The organism is Rhizobium sp. P32RR-XVIII (assembly GCF_012641395.1).
GTDB lineage: Bacteria > Pseudomonadota > Alphaproteobacteria > Rhizobiales > Rhizobiaceae > Rhizobium.
Window position 1 is genome coordinate 353,100 of sequence record NZ_JABAIH010000004.1, and the last position, 16,205, is coordinate 369,304.

At 60.9% G+C, this 16,205-nt stretch carries 15 protein-coding genes; 8 read left to right on the plus strand and 7 right to left on the minus strand.

Going from position 1 to position 16,205, the window contains the following annotated elements:
• Positions 1-88: 88 nt before the first annotated feature.
• A complete protein-coding gene (locus tag HGP14_RS14945; protein WP_168830844.1) occupies positions 89-553 on the plus strand; it encodes a MarR family winged helix-turn-helix transcriptional regulator in 465 nt (154 codons plus the stop codon).
• A gap of 58 nt (positions 554-611) precedes the next feature.
• Here the strand turns inward: HGP14_RS14945 and HGP14_RS14950 are convergent, their stop codons facing one another.
• A complete protein-coding gene (locus HGP14_RS14950) occupies positions 612-1,988 on the minus strand; it encodes a L,D-transpeptidase (protein ID WP_168830651.1) in 1,377 nt (458 codons plus the stop codon).
• A 246-nt stretch (positions 1,989-2,234) separates the two neighbouring features.
• Here HGP14_RS14950 and HGP14_RS14955 point away from each other — a divergent pair, with 246 nt between their 5' ends.
• From HGP14_RS14955 to HGP14_RS14965, 3 genes are all read left to right on the plus strand, one after another.
• Entirely contained in the window at positions 2,235-3,074 is an 840-nt protein-coding gene (locus HGP14_RS14955; protein WP_168830652.1) for a DUF4432 family protein, read from the plus strand.
• 73 nt (positions 3,075-3,147) lie between these two features.
• Complete coding sequence (locus HGP14_RS14960; RefSeq protein WP_168830653.1) at positions 3,148-3,486, plus strand: TIGR01244 family sulfur transferase; 339 nt, start codon at positions 3,148-3,150, stop codon at positions 3,484-3,486.
• Positions 3,487-3,540: 54 nt separating this feature from the next.
• A complete protein-coding gene (locus HGP14_RS14965) occupies positions 3,541-3,885 on the plus strand; it encodes a RidA family protein (protein ID WP_168830654.1) in 345 nt (114 codons plus the stop codon).
• A 40-nt stretch (positions 3,886-3,925) separates the two neighbouring features.
• On the opposite strand, the gene HGP14_RS14970 is transcribed toward HGP14_RS14965, so the two are convergent.
• The 4 genes from HGP14_RS14970 to HGP14_RS14985 are packed head-to-tail and all read right to left on the minus strand — an operon-like array spanning position 3,926 to position 8,712.
• Positions 3,926-5,584 carry a thiamine pyrophosphate-binding protein gene (locus tag HGP14_RS14970; RefSeq protein WP_168830655.1) on the minus strand — a complete coding sequence of 553 codons (1,659 nt, stop codon included), beginning with the start codon at positions 5,582-5,584 and terminating at the stop codon, positions 3,926-3,928.
• On the minus strand, positions 5,581-6,795 hold the full coding sequence (locus HGP14_RS14975) for a CaiB/BaiF CoA-transferase family protein (RefSeq protein WP_168830656.1): 1,215 nt from the start codon (positions 6,793-6,795) through the stop codon (positions 5,581-5,583). Before HGP14_RS14975 ends, HGP14_RS14970 begins: the two co-directional genes overlap by 4 nt.
• A gap of 18 nt (positions 6,796-6,813) precedes the next feature.
• Positions 6,814-7,767, minus strand: a complete 954-nt coding sequence (locus HGP14_RS14980; protein ID WP_168830657.1) for a DMT family transporter — start codon at positions 7,765-7,767, stop codon at positions 6,814-6,816.
• A gap of 15 nt (positions 7,768-7,782) precedes the next feature.
• Positions 7,783-8,712, minus strand: a complete 930-nt coding sequence (locus tag HGP14_RS14985; RefSeq protein ID WP_168830658.1) for an alpha/beta fold hydrolase — start codon at positions 8,710-8,712, stop codon at positions 7,783-7,785.
• A 152-nt stretch (positions 8,713-8,864) separates the two neighbouring features.
• Between HGP14_RS14985 and HGP14_RS14990 the strand changes: the two genes are divergently transcribed.
• From HGP14_RS14990 to metF, 4 genes are all read left to right on the plus strand, one after another.
• Positions 8,865-9,605, plus strand: coding sequence for a ribonuclease T2 family protein (locus tag HGP14_RS14990; protein ID WP_168830659.1), 741 nt, complete (start codon positions 8,865-8,867; stop codon positions 9,603-9,605).
• Positions 9,606-9,717: 112 nt separating this feature from the next.
• Entirely contained in the window at positions 9,718-11,367 is a 1,650-nt protein-coding gene (ettA, locus tag HGP14_RS14995) for an energy-dependent translational throttle protein EttA (RefSeq protein ID WP_168830660.1), read from the plus strand.
• A 162-nt stretch (positions 11,368-11,529) separates the two neighbouring features.
• Positions 11,530-12,546 (plus strand): metalloregulator ArsR/SmtB family transcription factor, encoded by a 1,017-nt coding sequence (locus HGP14_RS15000; protein ID WP_168830661.1) that lies wholly within the window; start codon positions 11,530-11,532, stop codon positions 12,544-12,546.
• Between the two features lies 1 nt (position 12,547).
• Complete coding sequence (metF, locus tag HGP14_RS15005; protein WP_168830662.1) at positions 12,548-13,447, plus strand: methylenetetrahydrofolate reductase [NAD(P)H]; 900 nt, start codon at positions 12,548-12,550, stop codon at positions 13,445-13,447.
• A gap of 515 nt (positions 13,448-13,962) precedes the next feature.
• Here metF and HGP14_RS15010 read toward each other — a convergent pair.
• Together HGP14_RS15010 and HGP14_RS15015 are read right to left on the minus strand one after the other, a co-directional pair.
• Positions 13,963-15,216, minus strand: a complete 1,254-nt coding sequence (locus HGP14_RS15010; protein WP_168830663.1) for a lytic murein transglycosylase — start codon at positions 15,214-15,216, stop codon at positions 13,963-13,965.
• Between the two features lie 82 nt (positions 15,217-15,298).
• Complete coding sequence (locus HGP14_RS15015; protein WP_168830664.1) at positions 15,299-16,096, minus strand: GH25 family lysozyme; 798 nt, start codon at positions 16,094-16,096, stop codon at positions 15,299-15,301.
• Between the last annotated feature and the right edge of the window lie 109 nt (positions 16,097-16,205).

Genomic DNA, 16,205 nt, shown 5'->3' on the forward strand with positions numbered 1-16,205 from the left:
GATCGAACGCGAAGGCTCCGTCGCTGTAGATGTAATTGCATCTATATTGCGACTTGCTTTGTGGGTCAATATAGATGTAACTGCATCTATGTCGGATTGTTCAAACCTCACAACGAATCAGCCTTCGCCGTCAATCACGCGAGTGTGGGTGCGTCTTATGCGTGCTCAACGGCTGGTGTTGATGGCGATCGAGCAGGATTTGAAGGCGGCGGCCCTGCCACCGCTCGGCTGGTATGACGTTCTGCTGGAGCTGACACGCGCAAAGGACGGCAAGCTGCGCCCCTACGAGATCGAAGAGCACACGCTGCTGGCGCAACACAATCTCTCACGGCTTATCGACCGGATGGAGAAGGAAGGGCTTGTTCAGCGCGAGGTGTTTCACGAGGACGGCCGGGGCCGGTGGGTCCTCGTGACCGAGGCAGGGCGCGCCATGCAAGCTCGCATGTGGACGGTCTATGCCTCGGCGCTTCAAAACCATCTAGGCACGAAGCTGGATGACGCCCGCGCCAATCAACTGGCTGACTTGCTGGCGGCGCTGTCGCGAAAATCCTGACGACCGCAGTTTCCTTGCGGCCGGCTGTTGGTCCTAACGTGCGTTTGGATTAGTCGGCTTAATCGACGAATTCGACCGTCACGCCGGGCTTCACCATTTTGGCGAGTTCGGTTGCATCCCAGTTCGTCAGGCGAATGCAGCCGTGGCTCTGGGTGCGGCCGATCTTAGAAGGTTCGGGCGTGCCGTGAATGCCGTATGTCGGCTTCGAAAGCGCGATCCAGACCGTTCCCACCGGACCGTTCGGACCCGGCGGGATATTCAGGATCTTGTCGTTTGCGCCCTGCTGAAAGTTGATCCTCGGGTTGTAGGTGTAACCCGGGTTCAGCGCGACGCGTTCGACGTTAACAAGGCCGGAAGGCGAGGGGGTGTCGGTGGAGCCGATCGAGGCGGGATAAGCGGCGACGAGCTTGCCTGCGTCGTCATAAGCGAAGACTTGCTTCTTGGCCTTGTCCGCGAGGATCTTGGCGACGGTGCCGGCCTTGTTCTGGCCGGGATTGACGACCTTGATAACCGTGCCCGGAACGGTGAAGTCGGCGCCGGGGTTCATTTCCTTGAGGAAGGCTTCATCCATGTGGAAACGCTCGGCGAGCATTTCGGTCGTCGATGTGTAGCCCATCGACGGCAAAAGCGCCTTCTGCGAATAGTCTTCCGGAATCTGAGCGACATAGGGGCCTGCCGCGTCCGTGGGCGTGATCGTGTAGCTCACGATGGGCAGTCCGCCAGACAGACGAAGTTCCTCGAGAATCGCGTCGGTATTGTTCGGGTCCAGCTTTTCACCCGTCATCTGCTCGTAGGCGTAGATCGCCTTGGTGACGTTCGAGCCCATGTGGCCGTCGATGACGCCCGGAGAAACGCCGGCGCGATCGAGGAAGACCTGAATGGCGACGATCTCCGGCTTCGATTTACCCTTCAGCGTGATCACTGGCTCTGAGGGTGGTGCCGGTTGCGGTTGGGTCGGGAACTGCTGATCCGGTTCGATCGACGCATAGTTCTCGTTCGGCGGATAGCCCTGGCCCTCCGTGCCCGGATAGGGCTGATCGTCAAGTGGTTCGCGCTGGATCTCCGCATCCCGGGGGATGGCGCCGGTAACCGCGCCGCGCTCTCTATAGCGGCCGCCCTCGCTGTCCTCGGCATAGTAGGGGTCATCGCCATAGGTTTCGCGGACAGGCGGCCGCGGATAATAATTGCGGGCCTGCATTTCGGTCGCGACGACGTTGCCATAGCGGTCGACCAGGACGCGGTTGCCGTTGCGATCGCGCGTATAATAGACGTCAGCGCCGGGCGGCACGTAATCAATAATTGCGCCGTCCGGGGTTACCATGACGACACCGCGCTCGCGGCGGCCGTACTGCTGCGCATCCGCAACGGGTGCGACAGCGGTTAACGCAAGCACGGCAGCAGCAAGCGACAAACCCGATTTTACAAAGCGATTCACGTCTTTCACCTCGACCAGTGGCTGTGCCGACACACACCCGCAAATTTTGACGCTAATGTGGAAATTATGGATTCGTACTAAACAAAAGATGAAAAAAACTGTGGTTGTTACCCGCGGCTAAACGCTTGGTTTCATAAGCGGGTTCCATTGCGACGCGCCGGTTGCGCCGAGCGGTCTTTTCCACAATTGACGAACAGGCGGGCGGATCCTAACGCTACGGCATCTCAAAGATAAGGAGGAGTCGCGATGATCGAATTCGCCGCCGCCAAGGGGCCGCGCCTGATGCTTGACGAGACATCCGTGATGGATATCGGCGGATGCATCATCGAAGGCATCGACATCGCGCCGAAGCGCGCTATTCCGGACGACGGCGATCCGCGGATCGACCACTCGCTCGAAGGCTTTCTCTTCACCTGCGGTCCGGATCACATCCGCCATCGCGAGCCGATCCCCGGCCGCACGGATGGCAAGATCTATCCGTTGCATGGGTCGGCTTCCGGCCATCCAGCAAAGGTTCTCTGGACCAAGTTCGAAAACGGTCACGCCGAGTGCCGCGCCGATATCGATATCGTCACCGTCGAAGGATTGACGCAGCGGATTGAAAGGCTGTGGCGCATCGATGGCACGACGGGCGAAGTGTCGCTGGACGACAAGATCGTCAACACCAGCGGCCAGACGGTCCCGACCCTCCTGATGTACCACATGAATACTGGGGGCAAATGGTTCGACCCAGGTACGCGGCTGGAAGGCAAGATGCTCGACGGCGGCGGTTTCCCGTGGACCTTCGGCGAAGAGCTGGGCGGCATCTTCTGTGTCGAGGCAGTGGCCAGCGAAGGCGGCTTAGCGGAGGTCCGGCTTGGCCCGATGGCGGCTGTCGGCAGCAAGACGCTGCGTGTGCGCTTCCGCACAGACACGTTGCCCTATCTGCAGGTCTGGCGGAACCAGAAGGCGCCTGCGGACGTGCTCGGCCTCGAACCGGTTTCGCATCGCTGGGTTTCGCGTGAGGAGCTTCAGGCGGGCGGCGAGTTCAACATGCTGAAGCCAGGCGAAAGCCGGAGCTATGCGCTTCGTTTCGCGTTCATTTGAGCGAACTGTTTTGTTGACGCTTCCGGTCTTGCGTCGTAGAGCTTCTGCCATTCATTTTGAGGAGAAACGCGCGATGGACATCCGCCAGATCGACGACGAATATTCGGTATCCGGCCAGATCACGCTGGAGGATCTCGATCAGATCAAGGCGATGGGCTTCAAGTCGATCGTCTGCCATCGCCCGGACCAGGAAAGCCCGGACCAGACGCCATTTTCGGTGATCGAAGCCCGCGCCAAGGAACTGGGTCTCGAGATCGCGCAGGTGCCCGTGGGGCCGATGGGCGTCACGGAGGAAGCGGTGCGGGGCATGGTCGACGCACTCGACGAATTTCCGCGTCCGATGCTCGGCTATTGCCGCTCCGGTGCGCGCTCCACGGCGATCTACCAGAAGACGCAGCACATTCGTAACTGATCTTCCGGCGCGGCTTTGCGACCGCGCCCTTCATTTCACAGTCAGGAGAATATCATGAGCATCAAGCGTATCGACGTCGGCGCCCGCATGAGCGGCGCAGTCATCCACGGCAACACCGTCTATCTCGCCGGTCAGGTCGGCGAAGGCGAGAGCGTCACCGAACAGTGCAAGTCGGCGCTCGCCGAAGTCGATCGTCTGCTCGCTGCTGCAGGTTCCAACAAGTCGAAGATCCTGCAGACGCTGATCTATCTCTCGGACATGTCCTACTTCGCCGAAATGAACGCTGCCTGGGAAGCCTGGGTCGACCCGAAGAACACGCCGGCCCGCGCGACGAGCGAAGCCAAGCTCGCTGCGCCGAAGTACAAGGTCGAGTTCACAGTAACTGCTGCGATCGACTAAGCTTCACAGGATATGCCAACACGAAAGCCGGTGAGTTCGCTCACCGGCTTTTTGTTTGGGCGATCTCCGACAGCGTGCGCGTCGGCGTGATGACTTCCGGATCGAGTTTCACCTCGATGATCGCCGGCTTGCCGCTGGCGCGGGCACGCTCGAAGGCTGGCGCGAAATCCTCCGTCGTCTCCACAGTCTCGCCGTGGCCGCCATAGGCGCGGGCAAGGGCTGCGAAATCCGGATTAGTCAGATCGGTGCCGCTCACACGGCCCGGATATTCGCGCTCCTGATGCATGCGGATGGTGCCGTAGATGCCGTTGTTGATGACGATGGCGATGATCGGCAGCTTGTAACGGACGGCGGTCGCGAATTCCTGACCATGCATCAGAAAGCAGCCGTCGCCCGCAAAGCAGATGACCTCGCGCTCGGGAAAGAGCTGCTTGGCGGCAACGGCAGCCGGCAATCCGTAGCCCATCGAGCCTGATGTCGGCGCGGCTTGCGTATTGAACTGCCGGAAGCGATGGAAGCGGTGCAGCCAGGTGGCGTAGTTTCCTGCGCCGTTGGTAAAGATCGCATCGGCTTTCGTGTTGCCCTCGATCCATTCCATGATCGGCCCCATGTGCACGGCACCCGGGCCAGTCCGCGGCGGTTTCGACCAGGAAAGATAGGCCTCGTGCATGCGTTCCGTCCGCTCCGACCAGCGCGGCTCGGCGGGCGCTTCGAGATCGGCAAGTGCGGCGACGAGGTCTTGCGGCGACGCTGAGATCGCAAGGTCCGGGCGATAGACGCGGCCGAGTTCGGAGGGATCGGGATGGATGTGGACGAGCGATTGTGCCGGGTAGGGGATGTCGATCAGCGTGTAGCCCGATGATGGCATTTCCGACATGCGGCCACCGAGCAGAACCAGCAGGTCGCTTTCCTTGATCTCTTTGGCAAGCACCGGATTGATGCCGATGCCGACGTCACCGGCATAGCCCGGATGCAGGTGATCGAAGAGCATCTGGCGGCGGAAGGAGCAGCCGACCGGCAGCTTGAATCGCGCGGCGAAGTCCTGAAAGTCGGCCACCGCATCCGCATCCCAGCGTGTTCCGCCGAGAATGACCATCGGACGCTCGGCCCGAAGCAGCCGCATATAGAAATCGTCGACCTGGCGGCGGCCGGGATGAGCTGCGACACGCGCATAAGGCCTGGCACGCGGCGCCTCCACCTCGTCACGCAACATGTCTTCGGGGAGCGTCAGAACCACCGGGCCGGGGCGACCGGAGGTGGCCGTGGCAAAGGCGCGGGTGACGAATTCAGGGATGCGTGCGGCGTCGTCGATCTCGCCGACCCATTTTGCATATTCGGTGAGCGCGCGGCGGAATTCGACCTCCTGGAAAGCCTCGCGTTCGCGGGCATCGCGTTGGACCTGGCCGATGAAGAGGATCATCGGGATCGAATCCTGCCGAGCAATATGCAGGCCCGCCGTGGCGTTGGCGGCGCCGGGGCCGCGGGTGACCATGCAGATGCCGGGTTCGCCGGTGAGCCTCCCCCAGCAATCGGCCATCATGGCGGCCCCGCCTTCCTGGCGGCAGACGATCACTTCGATTTCGCTGTCGTAAAGGGCATCCAGCACGGCGAGGAAGCTTTCGCCGGGGACACAGGAAAGCCGTGACACGCCGTTTGCCTTAAGCGCTTCGACAATCAACTCGCCGCCGGTCTTCTTCATGATGCGGGTTTCCTCTCCCTCTGTGCGCGCTCCAATTCCTCGAGTTCTGCCAGAACTTCTTCCTGATGCTCGCCGAGCCGGGGGCTCGGCCTTTCGTAACGCAAGGGCGTTTCGGAAAGCACGATAGGCGTCCTAACGCCAGGGATCACAGTTCCGGCCGCGTCTGGAAGATCCACACGTAGTTCGCGCGCCTTGATTTGCGGATCGGCGAACATTTCCTCGATCGTGTTGATTGCGCCGGCAGGCACCGCATTTGCTTCGCAGGCTTTCAGCAGGTCGGCCTTCTGCCACTTCAACGTCTCCGTCGAAACCAGACGGCGCACCTCGTCGCGGTTTGCGACGCGCGCCCTGTTGGTCGAAAAGCGCTCGTCGTCGGCCATTCTATCGATGCCGAGAATAGTGCAGAGGCGCCGAAACTGGCCGTCATTGCCGACCGCGAGGATGAGGTAGCCATCTGCTGCCGGTACGACCTCATAGGGCGAGATGTTCGGGTGCGCGTTGCCGAGCCGGGTCGGTGCCCGGCCGGAAATCAGATAATTCATGTTCTGATTGGCGAGGACGGCGGACTGCACATCGAGCAGCGCCATGTCGACGAGTTGGCCCTCGCCGGTTTTCAGGGCGTGGATGAGGGCCGCCTCGATCGCCGAGACCGCATATATGCCTGTGAAGATGTCGGCGGTGGCAACGCCCGCCTTCATCGGCTGGCGATCCGGTTCGCCGGTGATCGACATGAAGCCGGACATGCCCTGGACGATGTAGTCGTAGCCCGCGAGATTGGCGTAGGGACCGGTCTGGCCGAAGCCGGTGATCGAGCAATAGACGAGTTTCGGATTGACCTTGCGCAGGCTCTCGTAGTCCAGCCCATATTTCACCAGCCCGCCGAGCTTGAAATTCTCGATCAGCACGTCGGCGGTGGCGACCAGCCGGCGCACCAGCGACTGGCCTTCCTCGGTCCTGAGGTCAGCGGTGATCGAACGCTTGTTGCGGTTTGCGGAATGGTAGTAGGCGGCCGAGAGGTTTTCGCCGTCCGCTCCCTCGACGAAGGGTGGACCCCACTGACGGGTATCGTCGCCGCCTTCCGGGTTTTCGACCTTGATGACGTCTGCGCCGAGATCTGCCAGCATCTGGCCTGCCCAGGGACCTGCCAGGACGCGGGCGAGTTCGATGACCCTGATGCCTGATAGCGGCGGCTTCTTGTTACTCCCCGTCATGTTCCTCCCGAGAACGGCTCACGGCGCCCGTGTGGATTCAGATGTATCGGATACCGGCCTCGATGCATAGCGCCGCTCGCGCAAGAGAATGTAGAGGCCTGAAGCGATAATGACCAAAATGCCGAGCCATTTGATGGCATCCGGGAAATCGCCGAAGACGAGCCAGGCGAAGATCGTCGCCGAAACGATCTCGAAATACTGCAGCGGCGCGAGCGTCGAGGCTGGTGCGGAGCGATAGGCGTAGACACCGAGTATGCCTGCGATGGCGGCCATCACGCCGACACCTGCAAGGTAGAAAAGGGCGATTGCCGAAGGCACAACCGGATCGAAGACGTCCGAGCCGGTGCCTTGGCCGATGAAGAGCAGGATGGCGCAGAACAACATGCCCCAGACACCCGTCTGAAACTGCATCGCCCAAGGGTCTTCTCGGTGCGACAGCACGCGGGTCATCAGCGCGAAAATGGCGATGCAGAGCGCGCTGACCACCGGCAGGAGCGCCACGAACCCGACTTCCTGGAAGCTCGGCTGGATGATCAGCATCGCCCCCAGGAAGCCGACGCCGCAGGCCGTATAGCGCCGCCAGCCGATGGTCTCCTTCAGGAAGATGCTGGAAAGGATCGTCAGGATGATCGGTTCGACGAAGAAGATCGCGATCGCATCGGCAACCGACATGTATTTCAGTGTTGCCACGAAGCTCACCATGGAAATGGTGATGATCGCCCCGCGGATCGCATGGTAGCCGCTTTGCCGCCATGTAAAGGCCGCCCAGCTCCGCCGCAAAACGACGACCGGCAGCATGCAAAGTGCTTGAACGACAAAGCGAGCCAAGGTGATTTCCGCAGACGGAATTGTCACGATCGCCAGTTTCGCGAAGATATCGATGATCGGCGACACCAGCACCGAGAGGAACATGAGCAGCAGGCCCATCGTCACTTCGGAGGAGACATTTGTGGTCGTCGCGGCGCTGCTCATTCCAAGGTCCTTTCGTCAGGACCTTGCGGTTGCTTTATCGCACCAATCGGCAAAGGCGGAAATTGCAGCTTCGGCACCGATCTCATTCAAGGTTTCGTGCCGCATGTCCTGATATATCTGAGTGCTAATACGGGAGAAGCCGTGGCGTTTCAATCGGTCCGACAGCCAGATCACTGCTTTTCCGCGCTCGGTCGCCGGATCCTCGCCGCCGCCGACGAGGTGGATCGGCAGGTCTTTGGGCAACCTATCCAGATGTTGCTTCTGCGGCGCGCGGAAGGTGAGGTCGAAGATGTCGAGCCAGAGCGAAACGGAAGCATCGAAGCCGCAGAGCGGATCGGCGATGTATTTGTCGACCTCGCTAGGGTCGCGAGAAAGCCAGTCGAATGCCGTCCGGTGGCCAGGGATGGATTTGCCCCAGGCCTCGAAGGTGAGTCTCGGTAAAAACCCGCTTGGAACGTCCGAGCCTTTCAGGGCTTTCTCGGCAAGCAGGATGGCCTGGGCCGCGCGGCCTGCAAGACCAACTGCGAAATTCGAATTCCACACGGCAACCGCGTCGAATTTTTCGGGATGGGTTATTGCCGTGTTCAGCGCGACCAGCCCGCCCATGGAGTGGCCGAAAACGATGACCGGCAGGCCCGGATGCCGCGAGGCCGCATGATCACGCATTGCTGCGACGTCGGCGATGACGCGGTCAACACCGCCACGCCGCGCGAACTGGCCGATCGGAGCGCCGCTTGCCGCCGTTGCGCCATGGCCGCGGTGATCATGGGCGTAGACATGATAGCCGCGCGCGGCCATTGCGGCTGCAAAGCCTGCGTAACGCTTGGAATGCTCGGCCAGTCCATGCAAAATCAGCAGAATGCCGCGCGGCTGGTCATCGGCTGGCTCATGATGAAATGCGAGCGCCGTTTCAGGCGCCTCAAGCCATTGTGTCTGCAAATACATTTTCTATGCTCCTGGCGGCAACAGAGCAGATCGCCCGGCAAATGCAACATGACCCATCGATTTTACGGTGCATTTCCTTGCGATTCAGGGTTGCAGACGGTTTGGCTTCATGCTTAGTTGTTCCCGTATTGTTCTTTCGTTCGGGGGTAGGGATGAGCAGGGCTTTTGTGCGTTTTGCAGCGTATTTCGTGTCGTTGGTCGTTGCCGGTGCGGCGCCGGCTCAGGAAGAACAGGGGAGGACACGTTTCATTCTGGCCGCAAGCTGGCAGCCGGCATTCTGCCAGACAAATCAGCAGAAGCCGGAATGCAGCAGCCAGACGAAGGAGCGTTTCGACGCCACGAATTTCTCGCTGCACGGTCTCTGGCCGCTGCGGCAGAACTATTGTGGCGTCTCCAAGGACGTGCAGGCGGCAGACAAGGACGGTGATTGGCAAAAGCTGCCGGAGGTCAAGCTGACGCCTGAGAATACTGCAGCGCTCGACAAGGTGATGCCCGGAACGCAGTCGGGCCTCGAGCGCCACGAATGGACGAAGCACGGCACCTGCGCGAAGATGAGCGCCGACGACTACTTCGGCGTCGCGACCCGCCTGATCAGTGATCTGAACGGTTCGGCAGTGCGCGAGCTTTTTGCCGAAAATGTCGGCAAGACGCTCAAGGCGGATCAGATCAAGGCGGCGTTCGACAAGAGCTTCGGTGCGGGAGCGGGCGAGCGCGTCAATATGAGCTGCCGCCGCGCGGGCGGCGCACGCGTGATCAGCGAACTGACGATCGGCTTGTCGGAGGATGCGGGTTCGGCGGAGAAAGCCGGCGCGGGTCTTGCAAAACTCATTCAAAGTGCCGGCCACACCTCCTTTGGGTGCGATCAAGGCGTCGTTGACGCCGCGGGGTTCTGACGGAAAAGACTGCCGTTAATGCCGAGAGAAGCCGGTTTCGGCGTTGCCCGGGCGCCGGCTTTCGCCTACATAGCGGCCACGGTTTTCAAGTTTCCGCCCGGAGCAGCGCATAATGGCACGTCAGTTCATCTATCACATGGCCGGCCTCAACAAGGCCTATGGCAACAAGAAGGTGCTGGAAAACATCCACCTTTCTTTCTACCCCGATGCAAAGATCGGCATCCTCGGCCCGAACGGCGCCGGTAAGTCCACCGTGCTCAAGATAATGGCGGGCCTCGACAAGGAATGGACGGGCGAGGCTTGGATCGCCGAAGGCGCAACGCTCGGCTATCTGGCGCAGGAACCGCAGCTCGATCCGTCCAAGGACGTGATGGGCAATGTGATGGAAGGTGTCGCCGACAAGAAGGCGATCCTCGATCGCTACAACGAACTGATGATGAACTATTCCGACGAGACGGCCGAAGAGGGCGCCAAGCTGCAGGACGTCATCGACAGCCAGAACCTCTGGGACCTCGAGAGCCAGGTCGAAATGGCCATGGACGCGCTGCGCTGCCCGCCAGGCGATGCGTCGGTCGACAATCTTTCGGGCGGTGAAAAGCGCCGCGTGGCTCTCTGCCGCCTGCTGCTTGCCCAGCCGGACCTGCTGCTGCTCGACGAACCGACCAACCATCTCGACGCCGAGACGATCGCCTGGCTCGAAAAGCACCTGCGCGAATATCCGGGCGCCATCCTGATGGTCACCCACGACCGCTACTTCCTGGACAATGTCACCGGCTGGATCCTCGAACTCGACCGCGGCCGCGGCATTCCCTACGAAGGCAACTATACGGCCTATCTCCAGGCGAAGGCGAAGCGCATGGCGCAGGAAGGCCGCGAAGAAGCCTCCCGCCAGAAGGCGATCTCCCGCGAACAGGAATGGATTTCCGCCAGCCCGAAGGCGCGCCAGGCCAAGTCGAAGGCGCGGATACGCGCCTATGACGAACTTGTCGCGGCGGCCGAGGATCGCCGTCCCGGCGACGCGCAGATCATCATCCCGATCGGCGAACGCCTGGGGCAGGTGGTCATCGAGGCGGAGAACATTTCCAAGACCTATGGCGACCGCGTCCTCTTCGAAGACCTCACCTTCAAGCTGCCGCCGGGCGGCATTGTCGGCGTCATCGGCCCGAACGGCGCCGGCAAGACGACGCTGTTCCGATTGATCACCGGCCAAGAAACGCCAGATTCCGGCAACGTCCGCATTGGCGATACCGTGCATCTCGGCTACGTCGACCAGAGCCGCGACTCGCTCGACGGCGGCAAGACCGTCTGGGAAGAGATTTCCGGCGGCAACGACATCATCAAGCTCGGCAAGTACGAGACGAATTCGCGCGCCTATTGCGGCGCCTTCAATTTCAAGGGCGGCGACCAGCAGCAGAAGGTCGGCAACCTGTCGGGTGGCCAGCGCAACCGCGTGCACCTCGCAAAGATGCTGAAGGCCGGCGGCAACGTGCTTCTGCTCGACGAGCCCACGAATGACCTCGATACGGAAACGCTGGCAGCACTTGAGGATGCGCTCGAAAACTTCGCCGGTTGCGCCGTTATCATCAGCCACGATCGTATGTTCCTCGACCGCCTGGCGACCCATATCCTCGCCTTCGAAGGCGACAGCCATGTGGAATGGTTCGAGGGCAACTTCGAGGATTACGAAAAGGACAAGATGCGCCGCCTCGGCGTCGACTCGATCAACCCGCATCGGGTGACCTACAAGCGCCTGACGCGCTGATCTCTCTCCGTTTGATATCGAAAGCCCCGGCAGAAGCCGGGGCTTTTTCATTTTCAGCCGGGTCGTTTTTGGAGTAGCGAATTTCGTGAACAGAGCGGATTCCTGCTTGCCAGCCCTTCGCAAATCACATAAAGATATCTTTATATCTTGATTGGGTCGACTATGGCTGAGTTTGTCAGACTGGGATTGGATGCGCTGGTGGACGTCTTGAAGGCGGCTGGCGAACCCACTCGTCTGCGCCTTCTGGCGCTTCTCGCCGGAGGCGACCTCACGGTGACCGATCTTACCGAAATTCTCGGCCAGTCGCAGCCCCGCATTTCGCGGCATCTCAAGCTGCTTGGCGAAGCGGAGCTGATCGACCGCTATCAGGAGGGCGCCTGGGCCTATTTCCGGCTGAGGCAGGACGGCAAGGCAGCGGCGCTGGTGCGCGTGCTCCTGGCGCATGCATCCGAGAACGATCCGGTCATTCTGCGCGACGGCGAGCGCTTTGCTGCCGTGAAGCGTCAGCGGGCCGAGCGGGCGCAAGCCTATTTCAGCCGCAACGCCGCCGAGTGGGACGAGCTTCGCCGCCTGCATGCCGCCGACGAGGAGGTGGATGCCGCCGTCATCAAATTGCTTGGCAATCAGCCCATCTACTCGCTGCTCGATCTCGGCACGGGGACCGGCCGCATGCTGGAACTGCTGTCCGGGGTCTATCGCCGCGCGATCGGCGTCGATGCCAGCCGTGACATGCTGAGCGTCGCCCGCGCCAATCTCGACAAGGCCCGGATCACCAAGGCGTCGGTGCGGCATGCCGACATTCTGAACCTGCCCTTCGAGGGACAGGACTTCGACCTTGTGACCATCCATCAGGTTTTGCACTTCCTCGATCAGCCGGAAGTCGCGATCGCCGAGGCAGCCCGAATGCTCGCGCCCGGCGGACGTCTGATGGTCATCGACCTCGCGCCGCACGGGCTCGAGTATCTTCGCGACGAGCACGCGCATGTTCGCCTCGGTTTTTCGCATCAGGCCATGTCCGACTGGTTGCACAAGGCGGGGCTCGACGTGGAGCAGACCGTCGATCTTCATCCGGGTCTGCAGGGCGAGAAGGGGCTTACAGTCACCATCTGGCTTGCGCGCGATCCGAGGCGCCTCATTGCATCCGAGGGCGCAGAAACAGTATTGGCCGGAGAGATATAAAATGGCTTTGAAAACCGGTAACCGCCGCAATATCGGCATTTCCTTCGAGTTCTTCCCGCCGAAATCGGAGGAAATGGAAGGTCAGCTCTGGAACGCCGTGGCCGAACTGCAGGACTGGAATCCGGATTTCGTCTCGGTGACCTATGGTGCTGGCGGCACGACGAAAGCGCCGACACTGACTGCGGTCACACGGTTCCTCAACCAGACGCCCCTTGCGACGGCATCGCACCTCACATGCGTCGGTGCCACGAAGGACGAGACGCATCAGGTGATCGACAATTTCCGCAAGGCCGGCGTGAAGCACTTCGTGGCGCTGCGCGGCGATGCGCCGGGCGGGGCGGGAGTTCCCTATCAGCCGCATCCGGGCGGTTATGCCAACGCGGCCGCCCTTGTCGCCGGTCTTCGCGCGATCGGCGATTTCGAGATTTCGGTTGCCGCCTATCCGGAAAAGCATCCGGAGAGCAAGGATGTGGCGGCCGATATCGACATGCTGAAGCGCAAGGCTGACAATGGCGCCGATCGCGCGCTGACGCAGTTCTTCTTCGACAACGACAATTTCGAGCGTTATCTGGAGAAGGTGCGGGCCGCGGGTATCAAGATCCCGATCGTGCCGGGTATCATGCCGATCCAGAACCTGACGCAACTGAAGCGCTTTGCCAGCGCTTGCGGCACGGTCATACCGGCTTTTCTCGATGAGCGCTTTGCCGGTCTCGACGACAAGGTGGAAGAACGGCTGAAGGTTGCGGCAGATGTCGCGGTCGAACAGATCGAGGATCTCGTTCGCCGTGGCCTGCACGAGTTTCATCTTTACACCATGAACCGCTCGCCGCTTGTCTCGGCTGTGCTCGGCAATCTCGGCCTCGAGCGGGAAGGCGCGAAGAGGGCCGGTGCGGCCGCCTGAGGGCTAACCTCGTACGCAATAAGAAAGCGCATGCCGGGCGGCCGGCATGCGCTTTCAATTGGTTGAACTGTTAGCTTCTTAGGAGCCTGGTATTTCAGTCATGGGGTTCGTCTTGGTTTCAAATAAAGAGCATGGACAAGACGAACGCGAACGCTGCACTAACCAACAGGACATTCAAGGATCGTGTGATACCCATGTCTGCCTCCTCGCGTTAACGGCGGCATAATATGTCTGAATTGTGTCGGGTGGGAAGCGATTTCCATGCTGCAACGCAGCGGCAGCTTGTGAATAAAGCGGCTAGCCATGAGCTAACCATTTGGAATTAGCTGCTAAATCACGATGAAATTTTTTTCACGCAATTTAACTGAGCGTTAAAATAGGCGACCGGCCATTAACGCTAGCGGCAACATCAAGGCATGGCCGGAAGCAATTGACATTACGGGGAAAAATGAAAACGCGCCCCGGCTTTGCCGGGACGCGGTCGAAATTGGCTGCTTCGCGAAATTGCGGTCCGCTCAGAGGGCGTCCAGCAGCCCGAGTGTCGCCCAGCCGTCGGCCGGCATTCCGAGGCGCTGTTGCTCCTTCTGGATCGCCACACGCGTGCCGGAGCCCAGGATGCCGTCGATCTCGCCAACGTCATAGCCCTTGGACTGCAGCTTGGTCTGCAACTCTTTCATCTGGTCATTCGCCAGGCCTTGTTCCGGGGTCCCCTTGAGGTAAGGCTGCGCGCCCTCGAAGCGGGTGGCGAAATAGGCGGCCGACGTCGTGTAGATGAAGGACTTGTTCCACTCGAGATAAATCTTGAAATTGGGATAGGCGATGAAGGCCGGCCCGTGGCGGCCCTGCGGGAGAACGAGGGCGCCCTCCAGATTGCCGAAGCTGGTGTTGCCGTCGCGCGGCTTGACGCCGAGGGCGAACCATTCGCCCGCCGTCATGCTGCCTCCGAGACCCGATTTTTCCCAAGGAAGATCGTCGGGCAGGGTGACTTCCTGCAGCCACGGCTGGCCGCGTTCGAAACCCAGATGCTGGATGAACTTCGCAGCCGTCAGGATCGCGTCCGGGCCGCTCTGCTTCAGGCGTACGTGGCCGTCGCCGTCTCCATCCATGCCGTAAGCGACGATATCGCGTGGTAGCATCTGCACCTGGCCGATCTCGCCTGCCCATGCGCCGGTATTGGTCGCCGGGTCGAGGTCGCCGTGCTGGACCATTTCGACCAGCGCGATCAGCTGTGGGCGGAAAAGTTCGGGGCGGCGGCAGTCATGTGCCAGCGTGACAAGGGCGTTGCGCGTGTTGAAATCGCCCTGCACGGCGCCGAAGTCCGTTTCCATTGCCCAGAAAGCGGTAATGACGCCTGCCGGAACGCCATAATCCTGCTCGGCCTTGGCGAAGACATCGGCGAACTGCTTGATCTTCTGGCGGCCGATATCGAGGCGGGCCTGGCTGACGGTACGCTGCGAGAATTCAAGGAATGTCTGCTTGAAGACGCCCTGCGCACGATCGCGGCTGAGGACCTTCGGATCGATCTGTGCGCCGGCGAGCGCCTTGTCGGCTGCTTCGGCAGAGGCGCCGGCGGCAACGGCATCTGCCTTCACGCCAGCCAGAAACTCGGAGAGATCACCGCCACAAGCCACGGCAGCAGCCTGAGGCGCCGCGGACGGGGCAGCGGACGCCGCCGGAGCCATTGCCTGCTCCTGAGCCAGCGCTGTGGCGGCTGAGGTGACTGCAAACAAAAGAGCAAGTGCAGAGCGGCTTGCGAGCGAGCGGTGCATTGGGTCGTCCTTATATCCGAAAGAAATGTCTAGCTCTTTCACAGATGAATGTGACGGAAGCAAGAAAGATCAGCGGACGTTGCTACGAATTTCGGTCCTTGGAGACGGTTGCGACCCAATTGGTCCAGTTCTTGGCAGAACCGGCAAACACGTTGATGTCCGCAGGCCCCTTGATGCCGGGGATCACGCCGGTCGAAGTGTATTGCCAGAAAGCCCAGCGGCGTCCGGCATAGGTGACTTCCGGATGCTTGGCGGTGGACCGCACCCAGAAGTGATAGTCTTGAAAATAGCCCGCGAGATTGTCGCGGTGAAAATCGACTGACGTATAGATGATTGGCCGCTTGCCGTAATAGGCTTCCAGGCGGTCCATGAAGCGCTGCATCTGAGCCCGAACCGTTGCGGGATCGGGCCGGAAACGGCAGGTCGGCGATTCGCCGTTCCACTCGACGTCCAGGACCGGCGGCAGCCGCATCGATTCCCGCGGAACGTTCTGGATGAACCAGTCGGCCTGCTCGTCGGCGGACGAGCAGAAATAGTAGAAGTGATAGGGGGCATGCGGGATGCCGACGGCGCGGGCACGCTGCCAGTATTCGTTGAAGCGCGGGTCAAACCTATCCTTGCCTTCGGTTGCCTTGATGAAGGCAAAGGCGACGCCGGAATTCTTCACGGTCTGCCAGTCGATATCGCCCTGCCACTTGGAGATGTCGATGCCGTGGATTTCGTTCCGGTTCGGGTGGTTGGCCCCGAAGTCCTGCGGATCAGAATCCTTGAAACGAGTCTGCGGCTTTACGGATGCTGTATCGAGATAATCATATCCCGCTGACGTACAACCGGCGAGCATCAACGCCAAAGGCAGGACGCATAACAAAAGCCGGCGCATGGATGTCCCGTCGTGAGCCGAGTGATCTGCTTGCCCCACAGTCTGACCTTCGAATGACGAGTTTCAGTAGAGGAATCCCCCTCATTTCAGCATATCAACGTAAAAAATC

Excerpts from the sequence above, each read along its gene's own strand:
- HGP14_RS15000 (WP_168830661.1), top strand. The coding sequence starts at position 11,530 with ATGGCTGAGTTTGTCAGACTGGGATTGGATGCGCTGGTGGACGTCTTG.
- HGP14_RS14955 (WP_168830652.1), top strand. The coding sequence starts at position 2,235 with ATGATCGAATTCGCCGCCGCCAAGGGGCCGCGCCTGATGCTTGACGAG.
- HGP14_RS15010 (WP_168830663.1), bottom strand. The coding sequence starts at position 15,216 with ATGCACCGCTCGCTCGCAAGCCGCTCTGCACTTGCTCTTTTGTTTGCA.
- HGP14_RS14960 (WP_168830653.1), top strand. The coding sequence starts at position 3,148 with ATGGACATCCGCCAGATCGACGACGAATATTCGGTATCCGGCCAGATC.
- HGP14_RS14975 (WP_168830656.1), bottom strand. The coding sequence starts at position 6,795 with ATGACGGGGAGTAACAAGAAGCCGCCGCTATCAGGCATCAGGGTCATC.
- HGP14_RS14970 (WP_168830655.1), bottom strand. The coding sequence starts at position 5,584 with ATGAAGAAGACCGGCGGCGAGTTGATTGTCGAAGCGCTTAAGGCAAAC.
- metF (WP_168830662.1), top strand. The coding sequence starts at position 12,548 with ATGGCTTTGAAAACCGGTAACCGCCGCAATATCGGCATTTCCTTCGAG.
- HGP14_RS14965 (WP_168830654.1), top strand. The coding sequence starts at position 3,541 with ATGAGCATCAAGCGTATCGACGTCGGCGCCCGCATGAGCGGCGCAGTC.
- HGP14_RS14985 (WP_168830658.1), bottom strand. The coding sequence starts at position 8,712 with ATGTATTTGCAGACACAATGGCTTGAGGCGCCTGAAACGGCGCTCGCA.
- HGP14_RS14980 (WP_168830657.1), bottom strand. The coding sequence starts at position 7,767 with ATGAGCAGCGCCGCGACGACCACAAATGTCTCCTCCGAAGTGACGATG.
- HGP14_RS14945 (WP_168830844.1), top strand. The coding sequence starts at position 89 with ATGTCGGATTGTTCAAACCTCACAACGAATCAGCCTTCGCCGTCAATC.
- HGP14_RS14990 (WP_168830659.1), top strand. The coding sequence starts at position 8,865 with ATGAGCAGGGCTTTTGTGCGTTTTGCAGCGTATTTCGTGTCGTTGGTC.
- ettA (WP_168830660.1), top strand. The coding sequence starts at position 9,718 with ATGGCACGTCAGTTCATCTATCACATGGCCGGCCTCAACAAGGCCTAT.
- HGP14_RS15015 (WP_168830664.1), bottom strand. The coding sequence starts at position 16,096 with ATGCGCCGGCTTTTGTTATGCGTCCTGCCTTTGGCGTTGATGCTCGCC.